17 protein-coding genes are annotated in these 23432 nt (G+C 68.3%); 9 read left to right on the top strand and 8 right to left on the bottom strand.

What is annotated here, in order from left to right; genetic code table 11:
* Window positions 1-12: 12 nt before the first annotated feature.
* From BM424_RS24150 to BM424_RS24135, 4 genes are all read right to left on the bottom strand, one after another.
* Complete coding sequence (locus BM424_RS24150; RefSeq protein ID WP_093422340.1) at window positions 13-939, bottom strand: SMP-30/gluconolactonase/LRE family protein; 927 nt, start codon at window positions 937-939, stop codon at window positions 13-15.
* Window positions 940-1143: 204 nt separating this feature from the next.
* Window positions 1144-2850, bottom strand: coding sequence for a 3-ketosteroid-delta-1-dehydrogenase (locus BM424_RS24145; RefSeq protein WP_093422338.1), 1707 nt, complete (start codon window positions 2848-2850; stop codon window positions 1144-1146).
* A gap of 17 nt (window positions 2851-2867) precedes the next feature.
* A complete protein-coding gene (locus tag BM424_RS24140) occupies window positions 2868-3584 on the bottom strand; it encodes a hypothetical protein (protein ID WP_139274150.1) in 717 nt (238 codons plus the stop codon).
* Between the two features lie 82 nt (window positions 3585-3666).
* Window positions 3667-4461 (bottom strand): IclR family transcriptional regulator, encoded by a 795-nt coding sequence (locus BM424_RS24135; RefSeq protein ID WP_245776094.1) that lies wholly within the window; start codon window positions 4459-4461, stop codon window positions 3667-3669.
* 142 nt (window positions 4462-4603) lie between these two features.
* Between BM424_RS24135 and BM424_RS24130 the strand changes: the two genes are divergently transcribed.
* Together BM424_RS24130 and BM424_RS24125 are read left to right on the top strand one after the other, a co-directional pair.
* A complete protein-coding gene (locus BM424_RS24130) occupies window positions 4604-5245 on the top strand; it encodes a TetR family transcriptional regulator (RefSeq protein WP_093422330.1) in 642 nt (213 codons plus the stop codon).
* Between the two features lie 35 nt (window positions 5246-5280).
* Window positions 5281-6285: a MarR family transcriptional regulator gene (locus tag BM424_RS24125; RefSeq protein ID WP_217649819.1), complete on the top strand. Its 1005-nt coding sequence runs from the start codon at window positions 5281-5283 to the stop codon at window positions 6283-6285.
* Between the two features lie 8 nt (window positions 6286-6293).
* On the opposite strand, the gene BM424_RS24120 is transcribed toward BM424_RS24125, so the two are convergent.
* Window positions 6294-7766, bottom strand: coding sequence for an FAD-dependent oxidoreductase (locus BM424_RS24120; RefSeq protein ID WP_093422324.1), 1473 nt, complete (start codon window positions 7764-7766; stop codon window positions 6294-6296).
* Window positions 7767-7784: 18 nt separating this feature from the next.
* The gene (locus tag BM424_RS24115; RefSeq protein WP_093422322.1) at window positions 7785-8165 is read right to left on the bottom strand and encodes a VOC family protein; all 381 of its coding nucleotides are present in this window, start codon (window positions 8163-8165) and stop codon (window positions 7785-7787) included.
* A 208-nt stretch (window positions 8166-8373) separates the two neighbouring features.
* Here BM424_RS24115 and BM424_RS24110 point away from each other — a divergent pair, with 208 nt between their 5' ends.
* Window positions 8374-9582 (top strand): DegT/DnrJ/EryC1/StrS family aminotransferase, encoded by a 1209-nt coding sequence (locus BM424_RS24110; protein ID WP_093422319.1) that lies wholly within the window; start codon window positions 8374-8376, stop codon window positions 9580-9582.
* Between the two features lie 16 nt (window positions 9583-9598).
* On the opposite strand, the gene BM424_RS24105 is transcribed toward BM424_RS24110, so the two are convergent.
* Window positions 9599-10588: a LacI family DNA-binding transcriptional regulator gene (locus BM424_RS24105; protein ID WP_093422452.1), complete on the bottom strand. Its 990-nt coding sequence runs from the start codon at window positions 10586-10588 to the stop codon at window positions 9599-9601.
* Window positions 10589-10739: 151 nt separating this feature from the next.
* Between BM424_RS24105 and BM424_RS24100 the strand changes: the two genes are divergently transcribed.
* From BM424_RS24100 to BM424_RS24085, 4 genes are read left to right on the top strand one after another with little or no spacing between them, the layout of a single operon-like run.
* On the top strand, window positions 10740-12065 hold the full coding sequence (locus tag BM424_RS24100) for an MFS transporter (protein WP_245776093.1): 1326 nt from the start codon (window positions 10740-10742) through the stop codon (window positions 12063-12065).
* A 14-nt stretch (window positions 12066-12079) separates the two neighbouring features.
* Window positions 12080-14557, top strand: coding sequence for a glycoside hydrolase family 78 protein (locus tag BM424_RS24095; protein WP_217649818.1), 2478 nt, complete (start codon window positions 12080-12082; stop codon window positions 14555-14557).
* Entirely contained in the window at window positions 14554-16785 is a 2232-nt protein-coding gene (locus tag BM424_RS24090; protein WP_093422313.1) for a glycoside hydrolase family 3 C-terminal domain-containing protein, read from the top strand. Before BM424_RS24095 ends, BM424_RS24090 begins: the two co-directional genes overlap by 4 nt.
* Before the next feature lie 15 nt (window positions 16786-16800).
* Window positions 16801-17571, top strand: a complete 771-nt coding sequence (locus BM424_RS24085) for an SDR family NAD(P)-dependent oxidoreductase (protein ID WP_093422311.1) — start codon at window positions 16801-16803, stop codon at window positions 17569-17571.
* A gap of 345 nt (window positions 17572-17916) precedes the next feature.
* Here the strand turns inward: BM424_RS24085 and BM424_RS29600 are convergent, their stop codons facing one another.
* On the bottom strand, window positions 17917-18111 hold the full coding sequence (locus BM424_RS29600) for a substrate-binding domain-containing protein (protein ID WP_245776092.1): 195 nt from the start codon (window positions 18109-18111) through the stop codon (window positions 17917-17919).
* A gap of 27 nt (window positions 18112-18138) precedes the next feature.
* Here BM424_RS29600 and BM424_RS24080 point away from each other — a divergent pair, with 27 nt between their 5' ends.
* Entirely contained in the window at window positions 18139-21366 is a 3228-nt protein-coding gene (locus tag BM424_RS24080; RefSeq protein WP_093422308.1) for a DEAD/DEAH box helicase, read from the top strand.
* Between the two features lie 100 nt (window positions 21367-21466).
* A complete protein-coding gene (locus BM424_RS24075) occupies window positions 21467-22576 on the top strand; it encodes a hypothetical protein (protein ID WP_093422306.1) in 1110 nt (369 codons plus the stop codon).
* Window positions 22577-23432: the final 856 nt, after the last annotated feature.

Below are 23432 nucleotides of genomic sequence, written 5' to 3'. Positions count from 1 at the left end.
GCGAGTCGGTGGTCAGGGGCGGGCCTGTCCGCCACCGGTGTCGACGGAGGCGGTCCAGATTGACCCCTTGGCTTCGCGGCGGGACTTCTCCCAGTCGAAGACCTCCACACCGCCCGCGACGTAGAGGGTTTTCCGATCGGATCCGCCGAGGACGCAGGCCACCGGGATCACCTCGGTCATGTCGAACCGAACGACGTCGGTGAGCATCCCGCCGTCGAGCATCCGCGTGACGAAACCACCGGCCGGCGAGCACAGCCATGCCGCACCTTCGCTGTCCAGGCACATCCCGTCGCCGGGCGCGGGCAGTTCGCCGAACACGTGCGGGCGGCTGAGCCTTCCCTCCGAGTCCCGGTCGAAGGCGTGCACGGTGGTGCCGAACGCCTCGACCGTGACCACCGACGAACCGTCCGGGCTGATGGCGATGCCGTTGGCGCACTGGAACTCGCCGAGTTCTGCGAGCACCCGGGCGCTGCCGTCGGGCTCGACGACCAGCAGCGGCGAGGGGCGCGCGTCCTCGCCCCGGAACAGCTCGAAGCCGAGCTGGGTGATGTAGCAGCGGCCGTCGGCGTCGACGACCATGTCGTTGATCGGGCCGGTGGCCAGGCCGCTGAGGTCGGCGTGTTCGGTGAGCTCGCGTCCGTCCCAGGCCAGGACCAGGCGCTCGTGCATCGAGTTGACCACGATGCGGCCGTCCGGGAGCCACCCGAACCCACCGAAGATCACCTCGGTGCCGTTGCGCGACTCGCGCTGCGAACCGTCGATGACGACCTCGGGCGTCCCCGACTCGTCGAGTCGGAGCAGTCGGTGGTTGTACATGTCGGTCAGGTGCAGCGCGCCGTCGTGCCAGCGCGGGCACTCCGGCCAGCTGTAGCCGCTGGAGAGGCGTTTCGACGTCGTCACCGCTGCCGCGGCGAACGGGTCGGAGGTGGTTTCGGTCATGGCACGTCTCCCTCCGCTCGACCGCATCCGGGACCCGAACCGCATACTACTTGCTTTTTATCAAATAAATCGGCCAATGGTCGTCCCTACGCTTCGGTCGCGAAAATGTTTGGTGCGCCCGATGGTTCGCGCACGCGGTGCGATCACGATCCGGCCGCACCCCGCGCCGGGCAATCGGGTCTCCCGGTCACCGGGAGGGGCACCTCACGCGAGCGCGCGGTCAACGGACGCGGCGTGGCGGGCGGCGATGAACCCGTAGACCAGACCCTGACCGATGGTCGCGCCCGCGCCCGGGTAGGTCGTGCCGAAGGCGTTGGCGGCGGTGTTGCCGATGGCGTAGAGCCCCTCGACGGGCGAGTCGTCGGCTCGCAGTACCCGCGCGTGCTCATCGGCCCGAAGCCCTCCGCAGGTGCCCAGGTCGCCGAGCACCACGCGCACGGCGTGGAGAGGTCCGGACAGCGGCCGCAGGTTCGGGTTCGGTGCGATCGTCGGGTCGCCGTAGTAGCGGTCGTAGGCGCTCTGCCCCCGCCCATGGTCGTGGTCGACTCCCCCGCTCGCCAGCTCGTTGAACCGGGCGAACTGCGCGGTGAATGCGTCCTTGGGCAGCCCGGCCGCGAGCGCGAGGCCGGCCGGGCTGTGCGCGCGGTGGGCGATGCCGCCGTCGAACCAGGACTGCGGCAGCGGCATTCGGGGGTAGAGCGAACCGGCGAAGACGTAGCTGTTGCGGTAGCGCTGATCGAAGATCAGCCAGGTCGTTCCGACCGACTCTCCCCTCCGCTCGCGCTCCTGGACGCGTTGTCCGAAGCTCATGTAGTCCGTCGCCTCGTTGACGAAGCGCCGCCCGGTCGAATCGACCATGAACGAACCGGGCAGCGAGCGCTCCGCGAGCAGCACCTGCGGTGGGTTCCCGCCGAACGGCGCCACTTCCGGGAACCACCACGCCTGATCCAGCAGCGCGATGTCCGCGCCGACCTCACGACCTGCCCGAATGCCGTCCCCGGTGTTGCCCTCCGAGCCCAGGCTCCACCCGGGCTCCAGCGCGGCGAGCTGGTGCCGGCGGCGCATCGCGATGTCGTGGTCGAACCCGCCGGTCGCCAGCAGCACTCCCCGGCGGACGGTCACGGTGACCTCGCGCCCGCCCTGCTCCAGCACGGCTCCACCGACGCGATCCCCGTCGAGAACGAGGCGCTGCAGAGAGGTGCGCGTCCACACCGGGATCCCCGCGGCCAGCACCCCGGCGTAGAGCCCGGCGGCCAACGCCTGCCCGCCTGCCAGGTACTCGCGGCCCAGCGCCAGCCCGCCGATGCCCTGCGCGGCCCGCTTGAGCACCCGCGGCAGCGCTCTGCCCGGTAATCGGGCCAGCAGGTTCATCCACTTGTAGTCGGCGCCGGTGACCGGCATCGGCACCGGCGATTCCATGACTCCCGGTCGCAGGCGGGCGCGTTCACCACCGAGGACGGACGCGTCGAACGGTCGGCACTCGCAGGTGCGTCCGATGGCCGAGCCGCCGGGCGACTCGGGGTGGTAGTCGGAGTAGCCCTCGGCCCAGAAGAACCGCATCGGCGTCGTCCGCCGCAGCATCTCCACCGTCTTTGGCCCGCTGTGCAGGAACGCACGCCGACGCGGCTCCGGCGAGGAGTCGCATACGACCGAGTCCAGGTAGGCGCGAGCCGCCTCGGCCGTGTCCGCGGAACCGCAGTCGCGCAGCACCGGGCTCGCCGGGATCCAGAACGCGCCGCCGGAACGCGCCGTGGAACCGCCCACGTAGCCCGTCTTCTCGACGATCAGGACCCGCAGACCCTTCTCGTGAGCCGCCAACGCGGCGGCCATCCCGGTACCGGAGCCGATCACCAGCAGGTCCACCTCGTCGTCGCGCGCGGGCGCGGAGGCAGGAGGTTCGTCGTGGGTCACGATGGGGCTCCTCCGGTTCAGGGGGTCAGGTCGTTGAAGGGGTTGCGCTCCCGGCCGGGGCCGGTGAACACGAAGTCCAGCTCCACGACGGAGTCGAGCATCGCCAAGCCGGTGGCGAACAGGTCGGTGCGGATGTGCACCTGCACGGTGTTGCGGCCGTAGGCGTGCTCGGCCTCGGCGAAGACCGCGGAGGAATCCATCCTCGCGGCGACGGCCTCATCACCGTCCTCGCCGCGCGCCCGCAGCACCCGGAGATCCTTGATGCGCGCTCCGAACACCGGATCGGCTTCGATCTCGGAGCGCAAGCGCCCGACAGACGCCTCCAGCTCGTCGAGGGAATCGAAGACGAGCCCGAAGTGCAGGTAGGACTCCAGCCATTCGTTGCGGTGCGCGTGGAACGCCCCCACCGCCGGGTGCTCCTCGGCGGTGCCGATGCGCAGCGCGGAGGCGATGACCTCCTCCAACTCGGCCTGCGCCGGTTTGAGCGCCATCAGGAAGATGATGTCGCTGGCTCGATCGGGCTCGGCGCCGTTCATCGCAACCAGGTAGATCGGTTCTGGGGACAACGGGTTCGGGAACTCCCGGATCCGGGCGCCCAGCAGCTGGAAGAAGCGCGTGGCCAGCTCGCGTTCGCCGGGGCGGAAGTGCACCGCCAGGTGGGCGAGCGCGGTGGGAGTATTCGCCAGCGTGTTGAACGTTCTCGGTGCGTTTCCAGGCGATTCGGATGTCGGCACGGGCACTCCTGTTCGTTGCGGCGCCCACTCCGCGGTGAGCGGACGGCTCGGCCGTGAAATCAGTCCTGTGTACGACGCGCGATCACATCGCGACGTCGGTCGACGGAATTCGGGTCGGTGCCTTGACCCTGCGTGGCAGCCGCGACACACCGGTCGCGGCGCACCAGATGTCCATCGCCGTAGTACGCAGCGCACCCGCGACGCGCTCCACCCGCACGAGCTCACACGGACCCGACACCGACAAGGCCATCCGCGCGCGGACTCCCTCCGGGCCGATCGGCGCGGCCACGACCGTGATGCCGGGCATGCCCAGCTGCGCATCGATCGAGAGACCACCGGAGCGCCGCACGTGGGCGAGCTCGCGCTCCAACTGTTGGGCGCTGCGAATACCGCGCGGCGACGGCGGCGAGACGACCTCGTGCGGAAGTTCCTCCGGCGCCAGCCACGCGAGGAGCGCCCGACCGGGAGCGGTGTGCACCGCGGGGCTGCGCGTGCCGACCCCCCAGTTGGCGCCGCTGGCACCGACCCGTTCCAGGTGCACGACGTCGTCCTCGGACAGGGCGCTCAGATGCACCGACAGCCCCGTGGAGCGATGCAGGTCGCCGAGCACCAACGCCGCCGCGCGGTGAACCGGATCGTGTCGAGCGACGTGGGATCCGAGTTCGAAGACCCGGATTCCCAGCCCATAGCCGTAGCCGTCGCGCTCGACCCATCCGAAATCCACCAGGCGCTGCAAGATCCGGTGCGCGGATGACCGGGGAAGGCTGGATCGACGCGAGACCTGCGCCAGGGTGAGCCGCTGGTGCCCGCGGAGGAGCTCCAGCACCGAGACCATCCGGTCGATCATGGATGCGGGTGCGACCTGCGTCGTCTCCACGGAGCACCTCCGGCGTCGTCGCCTAGTACGGGTGATGAGTCGCCTGCCACTCATTGCTGGGAGAACTTGCCGCCGAGTAACGGAGTGGCAGAAACTGACACCTGCGAAGGTAGCTAGAAATTTGACGAAAGGCAATCATTAGATGAGGCCGGTGCACGACGACGCCCAGGATCCGCGGCGCACCTCCGGGCTCGGCGCCAGACGCCTGGACGTCTCCCGTACCGCGATGCGGATCTTCGGCGAGGACGGCGACACCTCGGCCATCGTCGAGCGGATCGCCGCCGAGGCCGGCGTCTCCGCGCGGACGTTCCACCGCTACTTCCCCGCCAAGGAAGACGTCGTCCGACCGGTGTTCGAGCGCAGCGCCGAGCTCACCAGCGCCGCTCTGCGCGCGGCACCGCGCGACGGCGATCCGGTCGACGTGCTGGTGGACGCCATGATGGCGCTGCTCGACGAGACACAACAGCGGATGACGCCGCAGCACCAGGTCTTCATGCAACTGGTCTCGGAGCTGCCCGAACTGCGGCTGCGCTGGCGTGAGACGGCCACAACCACGCAGGACGCGGTCCGGGAGTTCCTCGCCGGGCGCATCGATGCTGATCTCGATCCTCGATTGCAGGACCTGCCCTCGTCGCTGGTGGTGCACGCCGTGCACCACGTATTGGAGCTGTGGTTGCGCGGAGCGACGCCGGAGGAGCTGGACCCGCTGCTGCGCCGGGGGCTGCGCACGGTGTTCGACGGATTGCGGCTCCGCGAGACCGGGCGGGGACGGCGCGCCGGGTGACCGCGCAGGTGATGACGCGACTATCCTCTGCAGACGTGGTCGAGTCCTCCAGCAGCATCCGGTCCCGCGCCGACGCGCACCCGGAGCTGGAAACCGAGACCCTTCGCCTGGTCAACCTCATCGGCTACAGCGCACACGGGCGCACCTTCGCGCGGCGCTTCGCGCGCGCTACCGGCACCTCTCTTCCCGGTAGCGAACTGCGCGCGCTGATCGCACTGCGCCCCGGCTCCCCTACCCCAATCGGCGAGCTGGCCGCGGCGCTCAACCTCGACCTGGGGCAACTCAGCAGGCAGATCGCCACGCTGGTCGAATCCGGCTTGGTCCTGCGGGAACCCGACCCCACCGATCGCAGGCGAATGCTCGTCGGGCTCACCGAGGAGGGGACACGCCTGCTGCACCGGTGGCGGCGCGGATGGGTCCAGGACTATCTGGGCCCTGTCGGCGATCTGAGCTCCGATCAGCTCGGCGCACTCGCCGAATGGCTCGCGCACGTCGCCGACCGACTCTCCGAGGCACTGGGTGTGGAAGACTCCGGGCTCGGTTTGCCCATGGGCTGGCAACGTGCGGCCAAGGTCCCCCACCCCGAGCCGGCGTTGAAGGACTACCTGCGCGCAGTGGTGCGGTTGGCCGAGGTTGTGGGCCGCTCGCACGGTTTCGACGACATGCTGAGCGCGGTCGAAGCACCCGTGCGCCAGCACTCGTGGGTCACCCTTCGACTGATTGGCGCGCACGGTCCGATCGCGGTCTCCGAGCTTGCCGCCCGGATGGACATCGACGTGCCGCGCGCCAGCAAGCGCCTGCGCGAGCTACGCGAATACGGCCTGGTGGACCGCCGTCCCAGCGAACAGGACCGCCGGGTGGGCGTGGTCGAGGTGACCCCGCGCGGCGTCGACCTGATCGAACACGTCGAGGAGTTCCAGCTCAAGGGCTTCCGCCAGTCTCTCGGCCCTATCATCCGCGCCGACCGCACCCGCTGGACCCCGCCTATGATCACCCTCGTCTCCCGCCTCGCCACACAGGCGCAGACCGGAACGAGCTGATCCCTGGGTCAGGTCTGCGCGGCGGCGCGGCCTGCTCGTCGTCCGAAGAAACTCCCGTCGCCCAGCGAGATCCCACTGGCGTAACCGCCGGCCGCCAGACCTGCGGTCGTGCGACCGGCCGCGCGAAGACCGGGAATCGGCTGCCCATCCACGTCGAGCACGCCTCCGTCGACGTCCGTTCTCAGGCCTCCGAGCGGGAATCCGCCAGTGCGGCCACGCACGCCGTAGAGCCCGTACGGCGGGCGCAGCGGCCGGACCCAGCGTGTGGCCTTGCGGTGCACCGGATCTTGGCCGTTCTCAGCATGCCGGTTATACACCTCAAGCGTCGCCGCCAAGGCTCCGGCCGGGATGCCGGCTTCAGCTTCCAACTCTCCGATGTCCTCAGAGACCCACGATGGCTGCGGTGCGAGCAGGGCTGCGGCATCCCGAGCAGCCTCGGCCTCCTCGGCAGCCTGTTCGTCGACCAGGAGGAACCCCTGGCTGCCACGTCGAGCCAGGAGTTCCTCCCCGATTCGGCCGGGATAGGTGTCCTCGTTGATCACGCGGTCACCCCGCGCGTCCACGACGATGCCGCGGACCATGAGGCCGGGGTCGGTGTGTACTGCGGCCTCGCAGGCATGCAGGTGTTCGACATCGGCGCCCAATGCTTGCGCGGCGCGGACGGCCTGGCCGTCGTGTTCTTCGACCGCCGCGCCCGGACGCCCTGACAACGCGGGCACGTGGCGGTCGACCATGGCCGGATTGAACGCGAAACTCCCGGCGGCGAGCACAACCGAGCGCTGCGCGTGGATCGCGATCTCACGGCCGTAGTGGGTGGCGACCACACCGCGCACCCGGCCGTCGTTGGCGGTCACCAGGCGCTCGAATCGGGTGTCGTAGACCGCGCGCACGCCTGCCGTGAGCGCGGTCTCCACCAGTGGCTTCATCAGCATGTAGCCACCGCCGCGCTCACCGGTACGTTTGCCCGTCATCTGCGGAACGTGGCCACGTGGCGCCGGCGGCACGAGGCCATCGAACGGATGGGCGTTCTCCCCGCCGGAGTACATCAGTCCTTCATCCCCCGGCGGTTCCCAACCTGGCTTGCCGTAGAAGGTTTTCCGGAACGGCACGCCGCAGTCCACGAGCCAGTCGAAGTGCTCGACGCTGCGCTCGGCGTAGAGCGCGAGTTTGCGCTGATCGGCGCCGGTTCCCATCGCGGCAGCGAGGAAGGCATGCATGTTCTCGGGGGTGTCGGTGAACCCGCATGCCCGCTGTATCGCCGTGCCTCCGCCCAAGTAGATGAATCCGCCGGCCTGCGATGCTGCGCCGCCCCAGCCGGAGGTCCGTTCCACCACCAGCACGTCGGCACCGCTCACCGCAGCCGCGACGGCCGCGGCGGCTCCCGCGACACCGAATCCGACCACAACAACATCGGCATGCTCGTCCCACGACGCGAGTTCGGGTTCTCGTCGAGCGCTGGCAGGGCGGACACTGTCAGACACCTGGTCACCTCCCCTAGCTCAGAGTTGTTCGACGAGTTCGAGGACGTGGCCTTCCGGGTCCTGCACGAAGGCAACCTTCACGCCGACCTCGGGAATCTCCTTGGGCGGTTCGGTGACCGTGCCGCCGGCCTCCTCTGCTCTGCGCACGGTGTCCTCGATGTCGGCGGTCTGAAACCCCAGGACCGACGAGCCCGGTGTGGGTGCGGGCTTGCCCTTGAAGTGCAACAGGCCCAGTGACTGGTCCGTGCCACCCGGAGAGGTCATGAGGATTTCTGCAAGGGTGTCGAACTCGTACCGGGTGCGCTCCACTCGGCCGAGAACGGCCCTGTAGAAGGCGAACTCGGCATCGAGGTCGTTGACGACGATCTTGGTGAAGCCGTAGCGAGGTGAGTCGAGCACGGCGGTCCTCCCTGGAATTCAGCACGGCAGTTCTCCTGCACGCTGCCGCAGCCCCAGATCGCGGTGTGCCGACCGTCCCGCTCACCGGAATCCCACGAACAGAGCCCGATGAGCGGGACAACCCTTACCCCGTCGCGACGTTGGCTCGTAATCTCCGGCCCGCTTGTGCCACGCAGTCGCATCGAGCGGTTCTTCCAGGAGGTTCGAGATGGGTAAACGTGTCGTCTACGCGCGCAGCGTGCACGACGAGGCCGAGATCGATGCGGTGCTGGAGGTGCTGCGCGCCGGGCCCCTCGGCATGAAGATCGGCAAGAACGTCGCGGAGATGGAACAGCGCGTCGCCCAGCTCTACGGCAAACAGCTAGGAGTGATGTGCAACTCCGGTTCCTCGGCGATCTACCTCGCGGTCGAACTGCTCGATCTGCCCCGGGGATCGGAGGTCATCACCTCGCCGCTGACCTTCTCCACGGACGTCGCGCCGCTCGTGCGCGCCGGGCTGGTGCCGGTGTTCGCCGACGTCGAGCCCGACACCTACAACATCGACGTCGGCAAGATCGAGGAACTGATCACCGACAAGACCCGAGCGGTGCTCATCCCGAACCTCGCGGGCAACGCGCCGGACTGGGATGCCATCCGCGACATCGCCGACCGGCACGGGCTAAAGGTCATCGAGGACTCCTGCGACTGCATCGGCACCTCACTGCGCGGCACGCCCACCGGCCTGCGCAGCGACATCACCGTCACCAGCTTCGCGATGGCGCACATCATCACCTGCGCCGGCAACGGCGGCATGGTCTGTCTCAACGATGAGCAGCTGCGCGACAAAGCGCTGATGCTGCGCCGTTGGGGACGCCGTTCGGAGCCGCACCTCTTCGGGTCCGCGGGCACCGGCAGGATCTTCCGCGAGGATCTCGACGGCATCGCCTACGACAACGACTTCATCTTCGACCTGCTTCCCTGGAACTTCGAGCCCTCCGAGCTCGGGGCAGCTTTCGGCCTGCAGCAGTTGGCGAAACTCGAGAGGAACTACGCCCGCCGGGCCGAGATCTTCCGTGCGTACAACGACGCCTTCGGAACCTATCCCCACCTGTTCTCGCTCCCCCGGCAGCTCGCGGACTTCCACACCGCGTGGCTGTGCTACCCGGTCCTGGTCAAACCCAACGCCGGTTTCGAGCGCAGCGACCTGCAGGAAGCCCTCGAAGCTGCCGGTATCGATACCCGCACGGTCTGGAGCGGCAACGTCACCCGCCACCCCATGATGCGCGGCGTGACCTACCGGGTTCCCGAGAACGGGCTCCCGGTCGCCGACGAGGTCTTCCAGCGCGGCATGTCCCTGGGCATGAGCCACGGCACCACCGACGACGAGCTCCAGCACGTCGTCAGCAGCATCCACGACTTCGCGAAGCAGCACGCGTAACTTCGACCTCCGAGGATCAGCCCCCCGTGGACTCCCGCACGATGACCGTCGAGTTCACGTCGGGGGATTCCTCGGAGTCGACGGGCTTCCCCTCGGCGTGCAGCAGGGCCAGGTCGGCCCAGTAGCGACCCACGTTGACCGGGTCCAAGCGGATGCTGGAGATCGAGGGCAGGAACATCCCGGACAGCGGACTGTCATCGTGCCCGATCACCGCCAGATCTTCTGGCACGTCGAGACCGTCGCGGACCGCAGCGCCGATGACCGCGGCGGCCGCGTCGTCGTTGTAGGCGATCACGCCGGTGCGGCCCTGCGCTCTCCAGCGACGCACGGCGGTGCGCGCGGAGTCATCGCGGTGATCGACGGTCACCACGTCGATCTCCCCGGCGGCCTCCTCGGCGACGCGGGCGCGACGCCCGACCAACGGCGACAGACGGGGATCGGGGGACGCGGCGAAGGCCAACCGCTGGTGCCCGCGCGCCCGTAGGTGCTCGACCTGCAACCTCGGGCCCGCGGTGAACGCCGGAGACTCGAAGAAGCGATCCGCGTGCTCGGGGGTCGGGAAGACATCGGTGATCCCGCAGGCGCGCATGGAGGCGATCTCATCAGCGTCGAAGGGCGCGAAGCCCAGCACCACCGATGGCGAGAGCAGCTCCCAGAGCGGGCGCGTTCGCCCGACCTCGTGGCGGGTGTAGGTGACCAGCGAGTACCCGGCCTCGTCGAGCGCCAGCGACGCCTCCTCCAGGTGACGGCGCATGGTGAACTCGATCGGCCAATCGGGCAGCACCAGCAGGACCAGCCTGCTGCTGCCGCGACGCAGGGCCTGCGCCTGCTGATGCGGCCGGTACCCGAGCCTCTCGGCCTCGGCGAGCACGCGCTCGCGCGTGGCCTCCGAGATCGTCTGCCCCGGCGTGTTGTTCAGGACGAATCCCACCGTCGCGCGCGACACGCCCAGCGATCGCGCCACATCGGCCGCGGTCACCCGGCGCCGCGATGCGGAACCGCCCATCACGACCACCCTCACTTCCTTGCACGTGCTAGCCGGACCGACGGTAACAGTTTCAACTCGCGAACTCCGCACACTTGCACGTGCTAGTCCTCACAACTAACCTCTCGGCAACTACCACGTGCTAGCTCAGGCCCCTCGACACGGAGTCGCCATGAAGCCGCAGAACGACCCGGAAGCATCCGCTTCCTCCTCCACCCCCACCAAGGTGACGCCCCCACCTGATACACCGACCAGCGGCGGAGAGCCGACTCCCGTCTCCTCCCGCTACATCTGGCTCATGGTCGTCGCGCAGTTCGGCGTGTTCCTCGCACTCATCACACCGATCGCCGTCTCCCTCTCCATTCGCGTCGCCCAGCTCGCCCCCGGACACGAGGAATACCTGGGATACGTCACCGGGGCAGGCGCTGCGGTCTCGGTCCTGGTCGGACCGCTGCTCGGGGTCCTCTCGGACCGCACCCGCAGTCGGCTCGGCCGACGCAAGCCCTTCCTCATCGCCGGCCTGGTGCTCGGACCGATCTCACTGGTCGTGATCGCGCTGGCGCCCTCCATGATCGTGCTGGCGCTCGGCTGGATCATGAGCCAGGTGACGTGGGGGCTCGCCCTCGGCGGCCTCACCAACTCGATGGCCGACCGCGTCCCGGAACAGCAGCGCGGACGCCTCGCGGGGTTCGTCGGTTTCGTCAACCTGGTCGCCCCCGTGGCCGGCGTCGGCCTCAGCAGTGGCTTGGCCGGCAACAACCTCCTGCTGTTCGGCATCCCCGGCCTGCTCGGAGCCCTCCTGCTGGCCCCGTTCATCCTCTTCATCCCCGAGTCCGACAGCCGGAACATGCCCGACATGGGTCGGCTCTCGCCGGGCACGGTGCTCGGCAAGTACGTGTTCAACCCGGCACGCTACCCGGACTACTCGTTGAACCTCCTGGGGCGCGCGCTGTTCTACTTCGGACTCACCTTGTGCACCACGTTCACGGCCTTCTTCCTCGCTTCTCGGATGGGCGTGGGGGTGCAAAACGTGGCCGGCACGATGGCCGTGCTCTCCGCGCTCGGCGTGGTGGCCACCGCGATCGGTGCGCTGGGGAGCGGATTCCTGTCCGACCGCTTGCGGCGTCGCCGCGCCTTCGTCCTGGCGTCGGGGATCCTGTTCGGGCTCGGCTCGGTCGGGATGGCGCTGTCGCCGACCGTGCCGCTACTGTTCGCCTCCCAGCTCACCACGTCCCTGGCTCTCGGCATGTTCTCGTCGGTGGACCAGGCGCTGGCACTGGACGTGCTGCCGGAGCGCGCCACCAACGCGGGTCGGTTCATGGCCATCTTCGGCCTCACCGCCAGCATCCCGCAGTCCGTCGCGCCGCTGGTGGCCCCGGTCTTCCTGACGATCGGCGTCGCCGCGGGCCAGAAGAATTACCCCCTGCTGTTCGCGATCGCCGGCGCGTTCACCGTGCTCGGCGGCATCGTGATCACCCGAATCAGGTCAGTGCGTTGAGGAGTGGAGCGGTCTTGCCCATCGATCAGCAGGCGGGATTCATCACCGCGCCGTTCGGCGACTGGACCCGGCCCGGCACCGCGGCGCCGTACTTCCGCCGCGAGTTCCAGGCGCCGAGCGCCCCCGTCAGAGCCGTGTTGCAGGTCAGCGCGATCGGACTCGTCGAACCGCACCTCAACGGGTCCCCGGTCGGCGACGAGGTCCTCGCTCCCGGTTGGACGTCGTACCGGCACCGGCTGGCCGACTCGCACTACGACGTTACCGAGAGAATCGCCATGGGTCCCAACGTCATCGGAGCGATCCTCGGCGAGGGATGGGCCGTCGGGCGCCTGGGTTTCGAAGGACGGCGCAACCACTACAGCGACCGGCCCGCCTTGTTCCTCCGCCTCGAGCTCGACTACGGCGACCACACCGAGATCATTGGCAGCGACCAGGAGTTCCAAGTCTCCACCGGTGCCGTGCTGAGCAACGACCTCTACGACGGCGAAAGCCACGACGCCAGGCTGGAACCCCGCGGATGGGACCAACCCGGTTTCGACGCCGCCAAGTGGAGCCCAGCCGAGCCCTTCGAGTGGAACCTCGACGCTCTCATCGACACGGGCGCACCGCCGATCCGCCGGATCGAGGAGATCGATCCGGTCGACGTGGCGACGAGCCCGAGTGGCAAGACGATCCTCGACTTCGGACAGAACATCTCGGGCCGCGTGCGCTTCACCGTCACCGGCAAGGCCGGCCAAACGGTTCAGCTGCGGCATGCCGAGGTCTGCACCGGCGGCGAGATCGACACCGAAACCCTGCGCACGGCCGTCGCCACCGACCGCTACGTGCTGCGCGGCGGAGGGACCGAGACGTGGGAGCCGAGGTTCACCTTCCACGGGTTCCGCTACGTCGAGCTCGGCGGCGATGTCGAGCCCGACAAACTGCGCGCCGTCGTGCTCCACAGCGACATGCCCCGCACCGGGTGGTTGGAGACCTCCGACGACCGGTTGAACCGGTTGCACGCCAACGCCGTCTGGTCCATGCGGGACAACTTCGTCGGTGTTCCCACCGACTGCCCGCAACGCGATGAGCGGCTGGGCTGGACCGGTGATCTCAACGCGTTCGCGCCCGCGGCGAGCTTCCTGCACGACGTGCGCGGCGTGCTCGGTTCGTGGCTGGCCGATCTGGCCGCCGAGCAGCGGGAGAAGGGGTACGTGCCGTGGGTCGTGCCCGACGTGCTCTCGACGCCGTCACCCCCGACGGCGTTGTGGAGCGACGTCGCCGTCAGCCTCCCCTGGGCCCTCTACCGCGAGTACGGCGACGCGGAGATCCTCCGCCGGAGCTACCCGTCGATGACGACGTTCATCCGGGACGTGGCCGACCGGCTCGACGACAACGACTTGTGGAGCACCGGTTTCCAGTTCGGTGACTGGCTCGACCCCGATGCCCCGATGGACAACCCCGCCGGCGGCAAGACCGACCGGCACCTGGTGGCGCAGGCGTTCCTGTGCAAGACCACGCGCGAGATGGCGCTGGCCGCCGAAGTCCTGGGCGAGGACACGACCGAGTTCGCGCAGCTCGCCGACCGGGTGCGCACCGCGTTCCGCCGCGAGTACGTCACCCCGTCAGGACGGATCTCCGGGGAGACCGCGACCGCCTACGCACTGGCGATCCGCTTCGGCATCCTCGATGACGACCAGCGGACCACGGCGGGCGACCGACTCGCCGAGCTGGTCGCCAAGGACGGCTACCGGATCGCCACCGGCTTCGCCGGGACGCCGCACGTCACCGCAGCCCTGTCGGAGACCGGGCACCTGGAAGAGGCCTACCTGCTGCTCACCGAGACCGGCTGTCCCTCGTTCCTCTACCCCGTGACCATGGGTGCGACGACGATCTGGGAACGATGGGACTCCATCCGCCCGGACGGAACCATCAACCCCTCCGGCATGACCTCGCTCAACCACTACGCGCTCGGCGCCGTGGTGGACTGGATGCACCGGGTCATCGGCGGCCTGGAAGCGGATGAACCGGGCTACCGCAGCATGATCATCGCGCCGCAGCCCGGCGGTGGTCTCACCCGCGCGAAGGTCGATCACGACACCCCGCACGGCCGTGCGTCCGTGGCCTGGCGCATCACTGACCAGCGGATGCGCGTGGAGGTGAGCATCCCCGCGGGCACCACGGCCACCGTGGTGCTTCCCCTCGACCCGGAGGCGCGCGTCGAGCGCGTGGCCGGAGGTGAGCACCTCTGGGAGTACGCCCTTCCCGAGGACGTCTCGGCCGAGCGACACACGATGGACACCCCGTTGCAGACGCTCGCGAAAGACCCCGCCGTCTGGCGAGACCTCACGGCCGTGTTCGCCGAGCACCTGCCGGGCATCCCCATCGACGGCACCGCACCCGAAGCCGCGGGCATCTCGCTGAACGGCCTCCTGCAGCACATCCCGGGCGCCTCCCCCGACTTCGAGTCGGACCTCCGCGACGCACTCGGCCACCAGAAAGGACGATCATGACCGACTCGACGCGTCTCTCCCTCGACCAGAAGGCCGCCCTGCTGTCAGGGCAGGACTTCGCACACACCAAGCCCGTCGACGAGGCAGGCGTTCCCGCCCTCACGCTCGTCGACGGTCCGCACGGGCTCCGCGTCCAAGACGCCGACCAGGACCACCTCGGGGTGCACGAAAGCCGACCTGCCACCTGCTTCCCACCGGCGGTCGCCGTCGGATCCAGCTGGGACCCCGACGTCGCCGGCAGCGTGGGCGAGGCCGTGGGCCGCGAAGCCCGGGCCGCCGGGGTGGCGGTCAACCTCGGACCAGGCGTCAACATCAAGCGCTCCCCGCTGTGCGGCCGCAACTTCGAGTACTACTCAGAGGATCCGCTGCTGTCCGGTGTGCTCGGTACGGCTCATGTCCGCGCGCTTCAGAGCCAGGGCGTCGGGGCCTCCGTCAAGCACTTCGCGGCCAACAACCAGGAGACCGAGCGCATGCACGTCAGCGCCGAGGTCGACGAACGCACCCTGCGCGAGATCTACCTCCCGGCCTTCGAACGCGTCGTCACCCAGGCCGACCCCGCGACGGTGATGTGCTCCTACAACCGCATCAACGGCGTCGCCGCGTCCCAGAACCGGTGGCTCCTGACGGAGGTCCTGCGCGACGAGTGGGGGTTCGAGGGCGTCGTGATCTCCGACTGGGGCGCCGTCTACGACAAGCTCGCCTCGCTCCTGGCCGGGCTCGACCTGGAGATGCCGGGATCCGGCGGTAAGAACGACGTCCGGCTCGTCGAGGCCGTCTGCAGCGGAGAGGTCCCCGAATCCCGCGTCGACGAGGCCGTCCAGCGCGTCCTCACCCTCACGCGGCACCACACCGAGCCCACCGGTCGATTCGACGCGGACGAACACCACGCTCTAGCGCGCCGCCTGGCCGCGGAATGCGCCGTGCTGCTCAAGAACGACCGGCAGAGCCTTCCGCTCGCCCATGACGCCGAGGTGGCGGTGATCGGCGAGTTCGCCCGTGCTCCGCGATTCCAGGGAGGCGGCAGCTCGCACATCAACCCCACGCGCGTGCAGAGCGCTCTGGACTCCCTGCGCGAGCTCGGCACGAACGTCACCTACGCACCCGGGTTCCACCTCGACGGCTCGCCGGACGAGTCGCTCAGGTCGGAAGCCGTCAGCGCGGCCAGGGCCGCCGATGTCGCGGTCGTCTTCGCCGGACTCCCCGATGCTCACGAGTCCGAGGGCTACGATCGGGACACCCTCGATCTGCCCGCGGATCAGATCGCCACGATCCGGGCAGTGGCGGACGCCGCCGCCCGCACGGTCGTGGTCCTCTCGCACGGCGGAGTCGTCTCCCTGGAGGGGTGGCACGACGACGTCGACGCCATCCTCGACGGGTTCCTGCTGGGCCAGGCCGGCGGTGGTGCACTCGCGGACCTGCTGCGCGGCGAGGTGAACCCGTCCGGCCACCTGGCGGAGAGCATCCCCCTACGCCTCCAGGACAACCCGACATACCTCAACTTCCCCGGGGAGCAGGGCCACGTCCGGTACGGCGAAGGTGTCATGGTTGGCTACCGCTACTACGAGACCGCGCAGGTCCCGGTCCGGTACCCGTTCGGCCACGGGCTGTCCTACACGACCTTCGAGACCGTCGATCTGACGGTGACCACGACCGGCCCGGACACCGCAACGGCTTCGATCACCGTCACCAACACCGGCAGCCGTGCCGGCAAGCACGTCGTCCAGCTCTACGTCGCCACGGACGCAGGCCCCGTGCGCCGCCCGGCCCGCGAGCTGCGCGCCTTCACCAAGGTCGCGCTCGAACCGGGCCAGACCCGCACCGTTGAGCTGGAGCTGGACTCCCGCGCCTTCGCCTACTACGACGTCGAAGCCGGCCGCTGGGTGACCGCCCCGGGCGACTACGCGATCCAGGTCGGCCGCAGCGCGGCTGACGTGGTCGCGGAGCAGCGCATCTCGCTCGACGGCGAGGTGATCCGCAAGGAGCTCACCCTCGACTCGACGGTCCGGGAGTGGTTCGGGCATCCCGACGTCGGCCCGCGATTCCTGGACCGGATCGCCGCAGGAATGGGCGAGCAGCAGGCGCACGACCCCGACCGGAGCACCGGCGAGCTGCGCATGATCGATTCCCTTCCCCTGCACCAGTTCCTGAACTTCCTCGAAGGCTTCGGCGGCGGTGTTCCCGCTGAGGAGATCGAGGAGCTCATCCAGCTCAGCAAGACCACCGACTGACGATCAGGAGCCCACATGCAACGCTTCACCAACCGCAAGGTGCTTCTCACCGGGGGCGCGTCAGGGATCGGCCGCGCCACGGTCCTGCGACTGCTCGCCGAAGGCGCCGACGTCGTCGCGGCCGACATCTCCGAGGAGGGCCTGGCAGGCACCACCGAGCACGCCGTGCAGGCCGGTACCGATTCCCGCCTTTCCACGGTGGTCCTCGACATCGCCGACGAAGCCGCCGTGGATCAGGCGGTGCTCAACGCCGTCGAGCGCTTAGGCGGCCTCGACGTGCTGGTCAACGCCGCGGGGATGCTGCGCGGCGGCCACACCCACGAGTTCTCCCTGGACTTGTGGAACCACATCCTCGCCGTCAACGCGACCGGCACGTTCCTGCTGACCAGGGCCGCGCTGCCCGCGCTGCTCGACAGCGGACGCGGAGTGATCGTCAACTTCAGCTCCACCTCGGCGAGCTTCGCGCACCCGTTCATGGCCGCCTACTCGGCCAGCAAGGGCGCGGTGGAGTCCTTCACCCACGCCATCGCCCTCGAATACGCCAAGCGAGGCCTGCGCGCGGTCTCGATCAAGCCGGGCAGCATCTCGAGCGGTATCACCAACAACATCTACGAGTACATGCCCGTCGACACCGATTGGTCGCTGATGAGCAAGCTCAGCCCGGCCCTCGGTGACGGCTTCGCCGACCCTGAAGCCGTGGCAGGCGTAGTCGCCACGCTAGCCTCCGACGACGGAGCCTTCATCACCGGCACCGAAATCCGTATCGACGGCGGCACCCACGCCTGAACCACGTGGGGGCACGACGCTGGAGATCTGGTTGTCGCCAGACGACCTCGCCGAACTTGACGCGCAGTTCTCAGCGCCAAATCGGGTGACACCGGTGGAGTCCTCTGAACATGTTGGAGCTTGTCGGCACCCAGAGAACTCGGTGATCCCGTGTCGCTGCGACCGCTCTTGACGCCTTGGCCGTGCGAAATCCGGACGTCTTCGATCTCAAGGCCCAAGCCGAGTCCACCAGGATGGCCGCGATCTTCTCGGCTACCGGTGTGCGACCAAATGGATCTCTTGGTGGGCATTTGAGATTCGACACTCAGGCCGATTCCCGCATCAATCAGCCGGGGTACCACGCCTTCACCTCGGCGGTGCTGTGGAAGCTCGCGGGATGAGAGTCGGGGCGCTCACCGCGGTTTCACCCCTCGCCGCCCCGTCGTCGAGGACGAGGCTCAATGCGTCGGCGGCGATCTGCCGGAACGGCACCCGCACGGTGGTCAGCGGCACCGGCAGCCTGCTGACCACCGGGATGTCGTTGTAGCCGACGATCGACACGTCCCTCGGCACCTCCAGGCCCAGCGCGTGCGCGGCGTCTACGGCGGCCTGTACTCCCGATCGGCCGTGGCCGAGGCGCTGGTGGAGGCGTTCGGGCAGGACACTAGGGAGGAACGACCGGGCGACGGGCGCACCGCCCTGTTCGCGCTCACGATCGACGCCGACGGGTGCCTGATCGAGAACGGCGCGACCCTGTCGGCCTGCGCATGGACACTGGGGAAGCTGACGTCCTCCAGGCTGGATCCCAACACCCTCGACGGGTTCGACGAGGAGGAACGGGCATTCGCCGAGGCGATGGACAAGCTGGTGCCGCCGGAACGTCGCTCCTCCACCGACGAAGAACACGACGGCAAGACGACCTCCGGCCCGTTCGATCGAGTCGTGCGCGCCTTCGGCGACCGCTTGAAGTCCGCGGGCATTGATGCGTGGAGCGCCGGAGCCGAAGCCGCGGGCACGGCTGTCAAAACAGCGACGGAGACCGCCGTGGGCCCGGTTCTCGGCGGTGTCGCCGGTGCCGCTGCGGGAGCGTTCACCGAGAGCGTGCTCGGCCCGGGCGACGCTGCGGACGACGGTGCTGGGTCCGAGACCGCCACCGCGCAACCGAGCGCACCTCGCCTTCTCGTCACCGCCTCGGCACTGCACGATTTCGTCGCCGAGATGGCCGCAGCGCTGGGCGTGCGCGATTCCCTCTACCCCACCGGAGTGCGCGTCCGGTGCCGTGCGATACCGATCCGCGACGACTCCGCCGATCAGGACTTCCTCAACAGCCACATCTCCAACGACCTCAGCCATGTCGCGGACGCGGTGGCCAGGGACGACATGGGCGCTGCCTTGCGGAACTACCTGACCGACGAGAGCGCGCTCGACACGGCGCGCCGGGTTGACGTCCGGGCGCACCCGGACGCGGTGATCGCCGGTGTCGAACCTCAGCACGTCCCGGCCGCGCGGTGGCCCGGCGACCCGGGCAAGCCGCTCGTGCTCAGTCAGCAGTTCGCCGTCAACCGCGTCGTCAGCGAGCTCAAGGACGACGCAGGGCTGTTCTCGGTGAACGGTCCGCCGGGCACGGGCAAGACCACGTTGCTGCGCGACGTGCTCTCCGCGATCGTCCTCGAGCGGGCGGACCGGCTCGCCGAACTCGCGTCCCCGTCGGAGGGTTTCACCGAGCGGCTCGAACTCGTTCCGGTCGGGCCGAAGAAGATCCCCACGCCGGTCCATGGCGTGTCCTGCGCGTTGAGCGGCTTCGAGATCGTCCTCGCCACTGCCACCAACGACGCGGCGAAGAACGTGACCGCTGAGGTGCCCGGGATCGACGCCGTGCGCGGATACACCGACGAAGCTCTCGACGCCGACTACTTCACCGACCTGGCCTCGCACGTCCTCGACGCCGAGGCGTGGGGGTTGGTCGCGGCAACGCTCGGCAGTCTCAAGTACCGCAACACGTTCGCCAAGCGCTTCTGGTGGGGCAACTACAGGACCTCGCGGAACCAGGACTCCCAGGACGCTGAGCCATCGGACGCCGTGGGCATGTACCAGCAGCTCAAGGAATCCGCCCACGATCCCGACGCGGTCGACGACTGGGACACCGCAGTCGCCGAGTTTCGCCGTGCCCGCGAGGAAGTGGAGCGCCTCGCCCAGACGCGGCAGCACGCCGCTGACGCGATCACCGCGGAAAGCAAGTGCCGTCGGCGCTGGGATGAGGCCAAGAGGGCGTTCGCCGACGCCGACGCGTTGTGCGCCCTCGTGAGAAAGGACTTGGCGACCAGCGACGCCGAGGCGAAGCATGCCGACCGGGTGTTCCGCGACACCGACGACGACTACGAGAGCCACCTCCGGCACCGGCCGGGATTATGGGTCACGTTGGCCACGTGGTTCCGCGCACCGCGCGAATGGCAGGCCAAGCACGAGGGTCTCGAGGAGGCTCGGGATGCGGCGAAGAAGAAGCTCCGCGACGCCGAAGGGACGCAGGAACGACTCCAGCAGCGACTGAGCGCGAAACTGACCGAGCTGCAGAAGGCTGAAGACGCACGCGCCGCGGCCTCGTACGAGCTCGACCTGGCTCAGGGCAAGGTGACTCAGGCGCGCGACCGATGGCCCGGCCATGTGCCGATCCCCGACGATTTCTCCGGCGACGACGAGTTCCAGAAGTGCGCGCCGTGGTCCGACGAGGAGTACGTCACGGCCCGCAACCGGCTCTTCCTGAAGGCGCTGCGATTGCACCGCGCCTTCATCCTGCACTCCAGCAACCGGATCCGCAGCAACCTCAGCGTCATGACCGAGATCCTGCAGGGCAACGCCAAGCCCTCCTCGGCAGCGAGATTGGCGGCCTGGCAGTCCTTGTTCCTGGTCGTGCCGATGATCTCGACGACGTTCGCCTCACTGCCTCGCCTGTTCAACGGTCTCGGGCGCGAGAGCCTGGGCTGGCTCCTCGTCGACGAAGCAGGCCAGGCCACCCCGCAGCAGGTGGTCGGCGGTATGTGGCGCTGCCAACGGGCGGTCGTGGTGGGAGATCCGCAGCAGCTTGAGCCGATCGTGACGCTGCCGACCTCGGCACAACACGCGCTGCGCCGTCATCACCAGGTCGACGAGCAATGGACTCCGGAGACGACCTCGGCTCAGGGCGTGGCCGACAGGCTCACCCGTCACGGGACCGCGCTGCCCCTCCAGGACAGCGACGAGCAGGTCTGGGTGGGCGCTCCGCTGCGCGTCCACCGACGTTGCGACCGACCGATGTTCGAAGTGTCGAACGACATCGCCTACGGCGGAACGCTCATGGTCTACGGAACCCAGCACACTGGTCAGTTCCCGGACGAAAACCGCTGGATCGACGTCCGAAGCCAGATCTCCACCGGCCACTGGGTTGGCGATGAGGGAAACGCGCTCACCGATCTGTTCGAGCAACTGGTGGCGCAGGAAGTCGACCTGGATGACGTCCGGGTGATCAGTCCGTTCCGCGACGTCGTCAGAGGAGCCAAGAACCGGCTCAGCGCGCACGTCGGCCCTGAGTTCGCGAAGCGCAACGTGGGGACCGTGCACACCGTGCAGGGCAAGGAGTCCGACGTCATCGTCCTCGTGCTGGGGAGCGCTCCGAAAAGCCCCGGCGCACGGCTGTGGGCGGCCGAACGCCCGAACCTGCTCAACGTAGCGGTCTCCAGGGCCAAACGACGGTTCTACGTCGTCGGCAATAGACAGCTCTGGAAGGATCTCCGCTTCTTCGATCGGCTCGCTGCGTCGCTCCCCGTTCACGAGTGGCGGTGAGGCGCTCGCGCACAAGTGGTGTCGCCGCGGCCGCCTGATCGAAACATCTGACACCAGCACGAGGGAGATCAAGGCGAGCATGGGATCAGCCAGGTTACGTGTGTTCGAGTACGAGGCGACCGGCAGTCGGTCCCCGAAGTTGAAGGGGACTCCTACACAGGTCGGCAAAGATTTCCTGATCCCGGTGAACCTCGCCTCAGTGATCAAGACAAACGCCCTGGCCACCCCGCTGAAGAGCGCCAAACTCGACTACCGGACAAGGCGAAGCGAGCTTCAACTGTTGACCTCGTTCCTTGCGGACGAGGCCAACGCGATCAGACTCCGCAGGGCCGAGTTCAGTTCGAGCGCACACCACATCCAACGTTTCGTCAGCGAGTCCGGCGGGCTTGGCGTGCTCACCGCAGTAGTCCAAGCATGCTGGAATTGGAGTACGGGACACGGCCCCGTCCACAACGTCGACGTGATCAATGGAGCGCTGGCAAAGCAGTACAGGAGCGGGAACGGATCGCGGCCAGACCTGCTGTTCGACCTCGGCTTGAAACGCATGCTCGCGGGCGAAGCACGGGGCCGATCGAACAACCCGCATCGCTTGGTCACCTCGAAGCAGTACCAACGACTCGAAAGCTTGCTGCCCTGGAGCGCAAGCACCGGCACCCCGCTGTTGATGACCTGGGCATATTTCACCGACACTGAAACCGTTGTCGATCTCTTCGTGCCACGTGATCCGGGAGGGCGCGCCTTCACGCCGTTCACATCCGAGACGTGGTCGGGAACAACGAATCCCAACGTGAAAAGCCTGTCATCGTTCCTCACACCGTGGTGGCCGGAGGAGTCGAACGAAGTCCGTCATCGTAACAGCGGGCCGGAGGGCACCTTCACCATGGCGGCTCAGGAGCTACACCGGTTTGAATCCGAGCTCTTCCACTCAGCCGAAGAGGAAGACTCGGTCGGGTTTGCGGGGCGGAACCTACGGGGAGGCTGGGTGCCCACTGACCTGTTTCGCCGCGGACCGGGAAGGCTATTCCTGGGAGTGCTCAACGAGCAGCTCAGGCCCTCGGAGACCGCAGACATCATGCCCGAAATGCAAACCCGCTACGAACGTTACAGCGACGGATGGTTGGCCACCCGCCCCACCGTCGCTATCGGCGGCCGCATTGTCGTCGTCCACGACCCGTACGGAGCAACCGGCTGGGATCTTCTTCGGCTGTAGACGCGCGGCCACGGCATGGCCGCCGGCACCGGTGCACCGATTGAGATCGTGCAGCCGGTTCAGGGACACATCGGGACACCCAGCAACACCCGTCCCACCACGCACCCAACCCCTGTTCCTGCAGTTCAGAAGACCCGACGACCTGTCCCGTCCGGGTGTCCCAGATGGACTAGAGCTGGGACACCCGGGACAGCAAAAAGCCCTCTGCTTCAGGCTGTTTCGGGAAGCAGAAGCCGTGTGGTTAGTGCGCAACTCCCCCCTCGGACACAAAAATGCGTGCAATTTCACCGACGCACGGCAGACACTTTGGGACCGCAGCGATCGCTTGATCGCTGCGGTGTTGCTGCGTTCACCAACCACCCGCTGAGGCGGTCGGCGCCGTGAACGAGCAGATCATCAGCAGGCGCCGACGTTCGTCGACTACATCCCCGAGGTCGCCAAGGCCGTTTCCCCCGGCACCAAGCATGTGTAGGGCACCTACTGGAACCGCATCCTCCAACACTGGGGACACCGACACCTCGACGAACCCACCACCCTCGAAATCCAGCAGCTCGCCGAAACCATCAGCTCACAGGTTGTCGTGCGCCGCAACGCCCGCGGTGGACGCGGCGCCGCCGAGCACTTCATCACCGCCATCCGCTGCCTCTACAACCACGCCGTCGCCGACAAGCTCATCACCGAAAGCGACAACCCGGCCAAGAACGCCACCAAGCCCCGACGGCTCGCCAGCGCCCGCCGAGGACTACCGGACAACCGGCTCAACGAAATCAACCACATCGCCGCCACCACCGGCGACGACCCCCGCACTCGACACCCTCGTCCTGCGCCTGCACATCGAAACCGCCCTCCGAGTGGC

This window comes from Saccharopolyspora flava (assembly GCF_900116135.1).
In the GTDB taxonomy this organism is placed as follows: domain Bacteria; phylum Actinomycetota; class Actinomycetes; order Mycobacteriales; family Pseudonocardiaceae; genus Saccharopolyspora; species Saccharopolyspora flava.
Note: the sequence above shows the minus strand (reverse complement) of the source record. Positions and strands in the feature narration are given on the sequence as shown.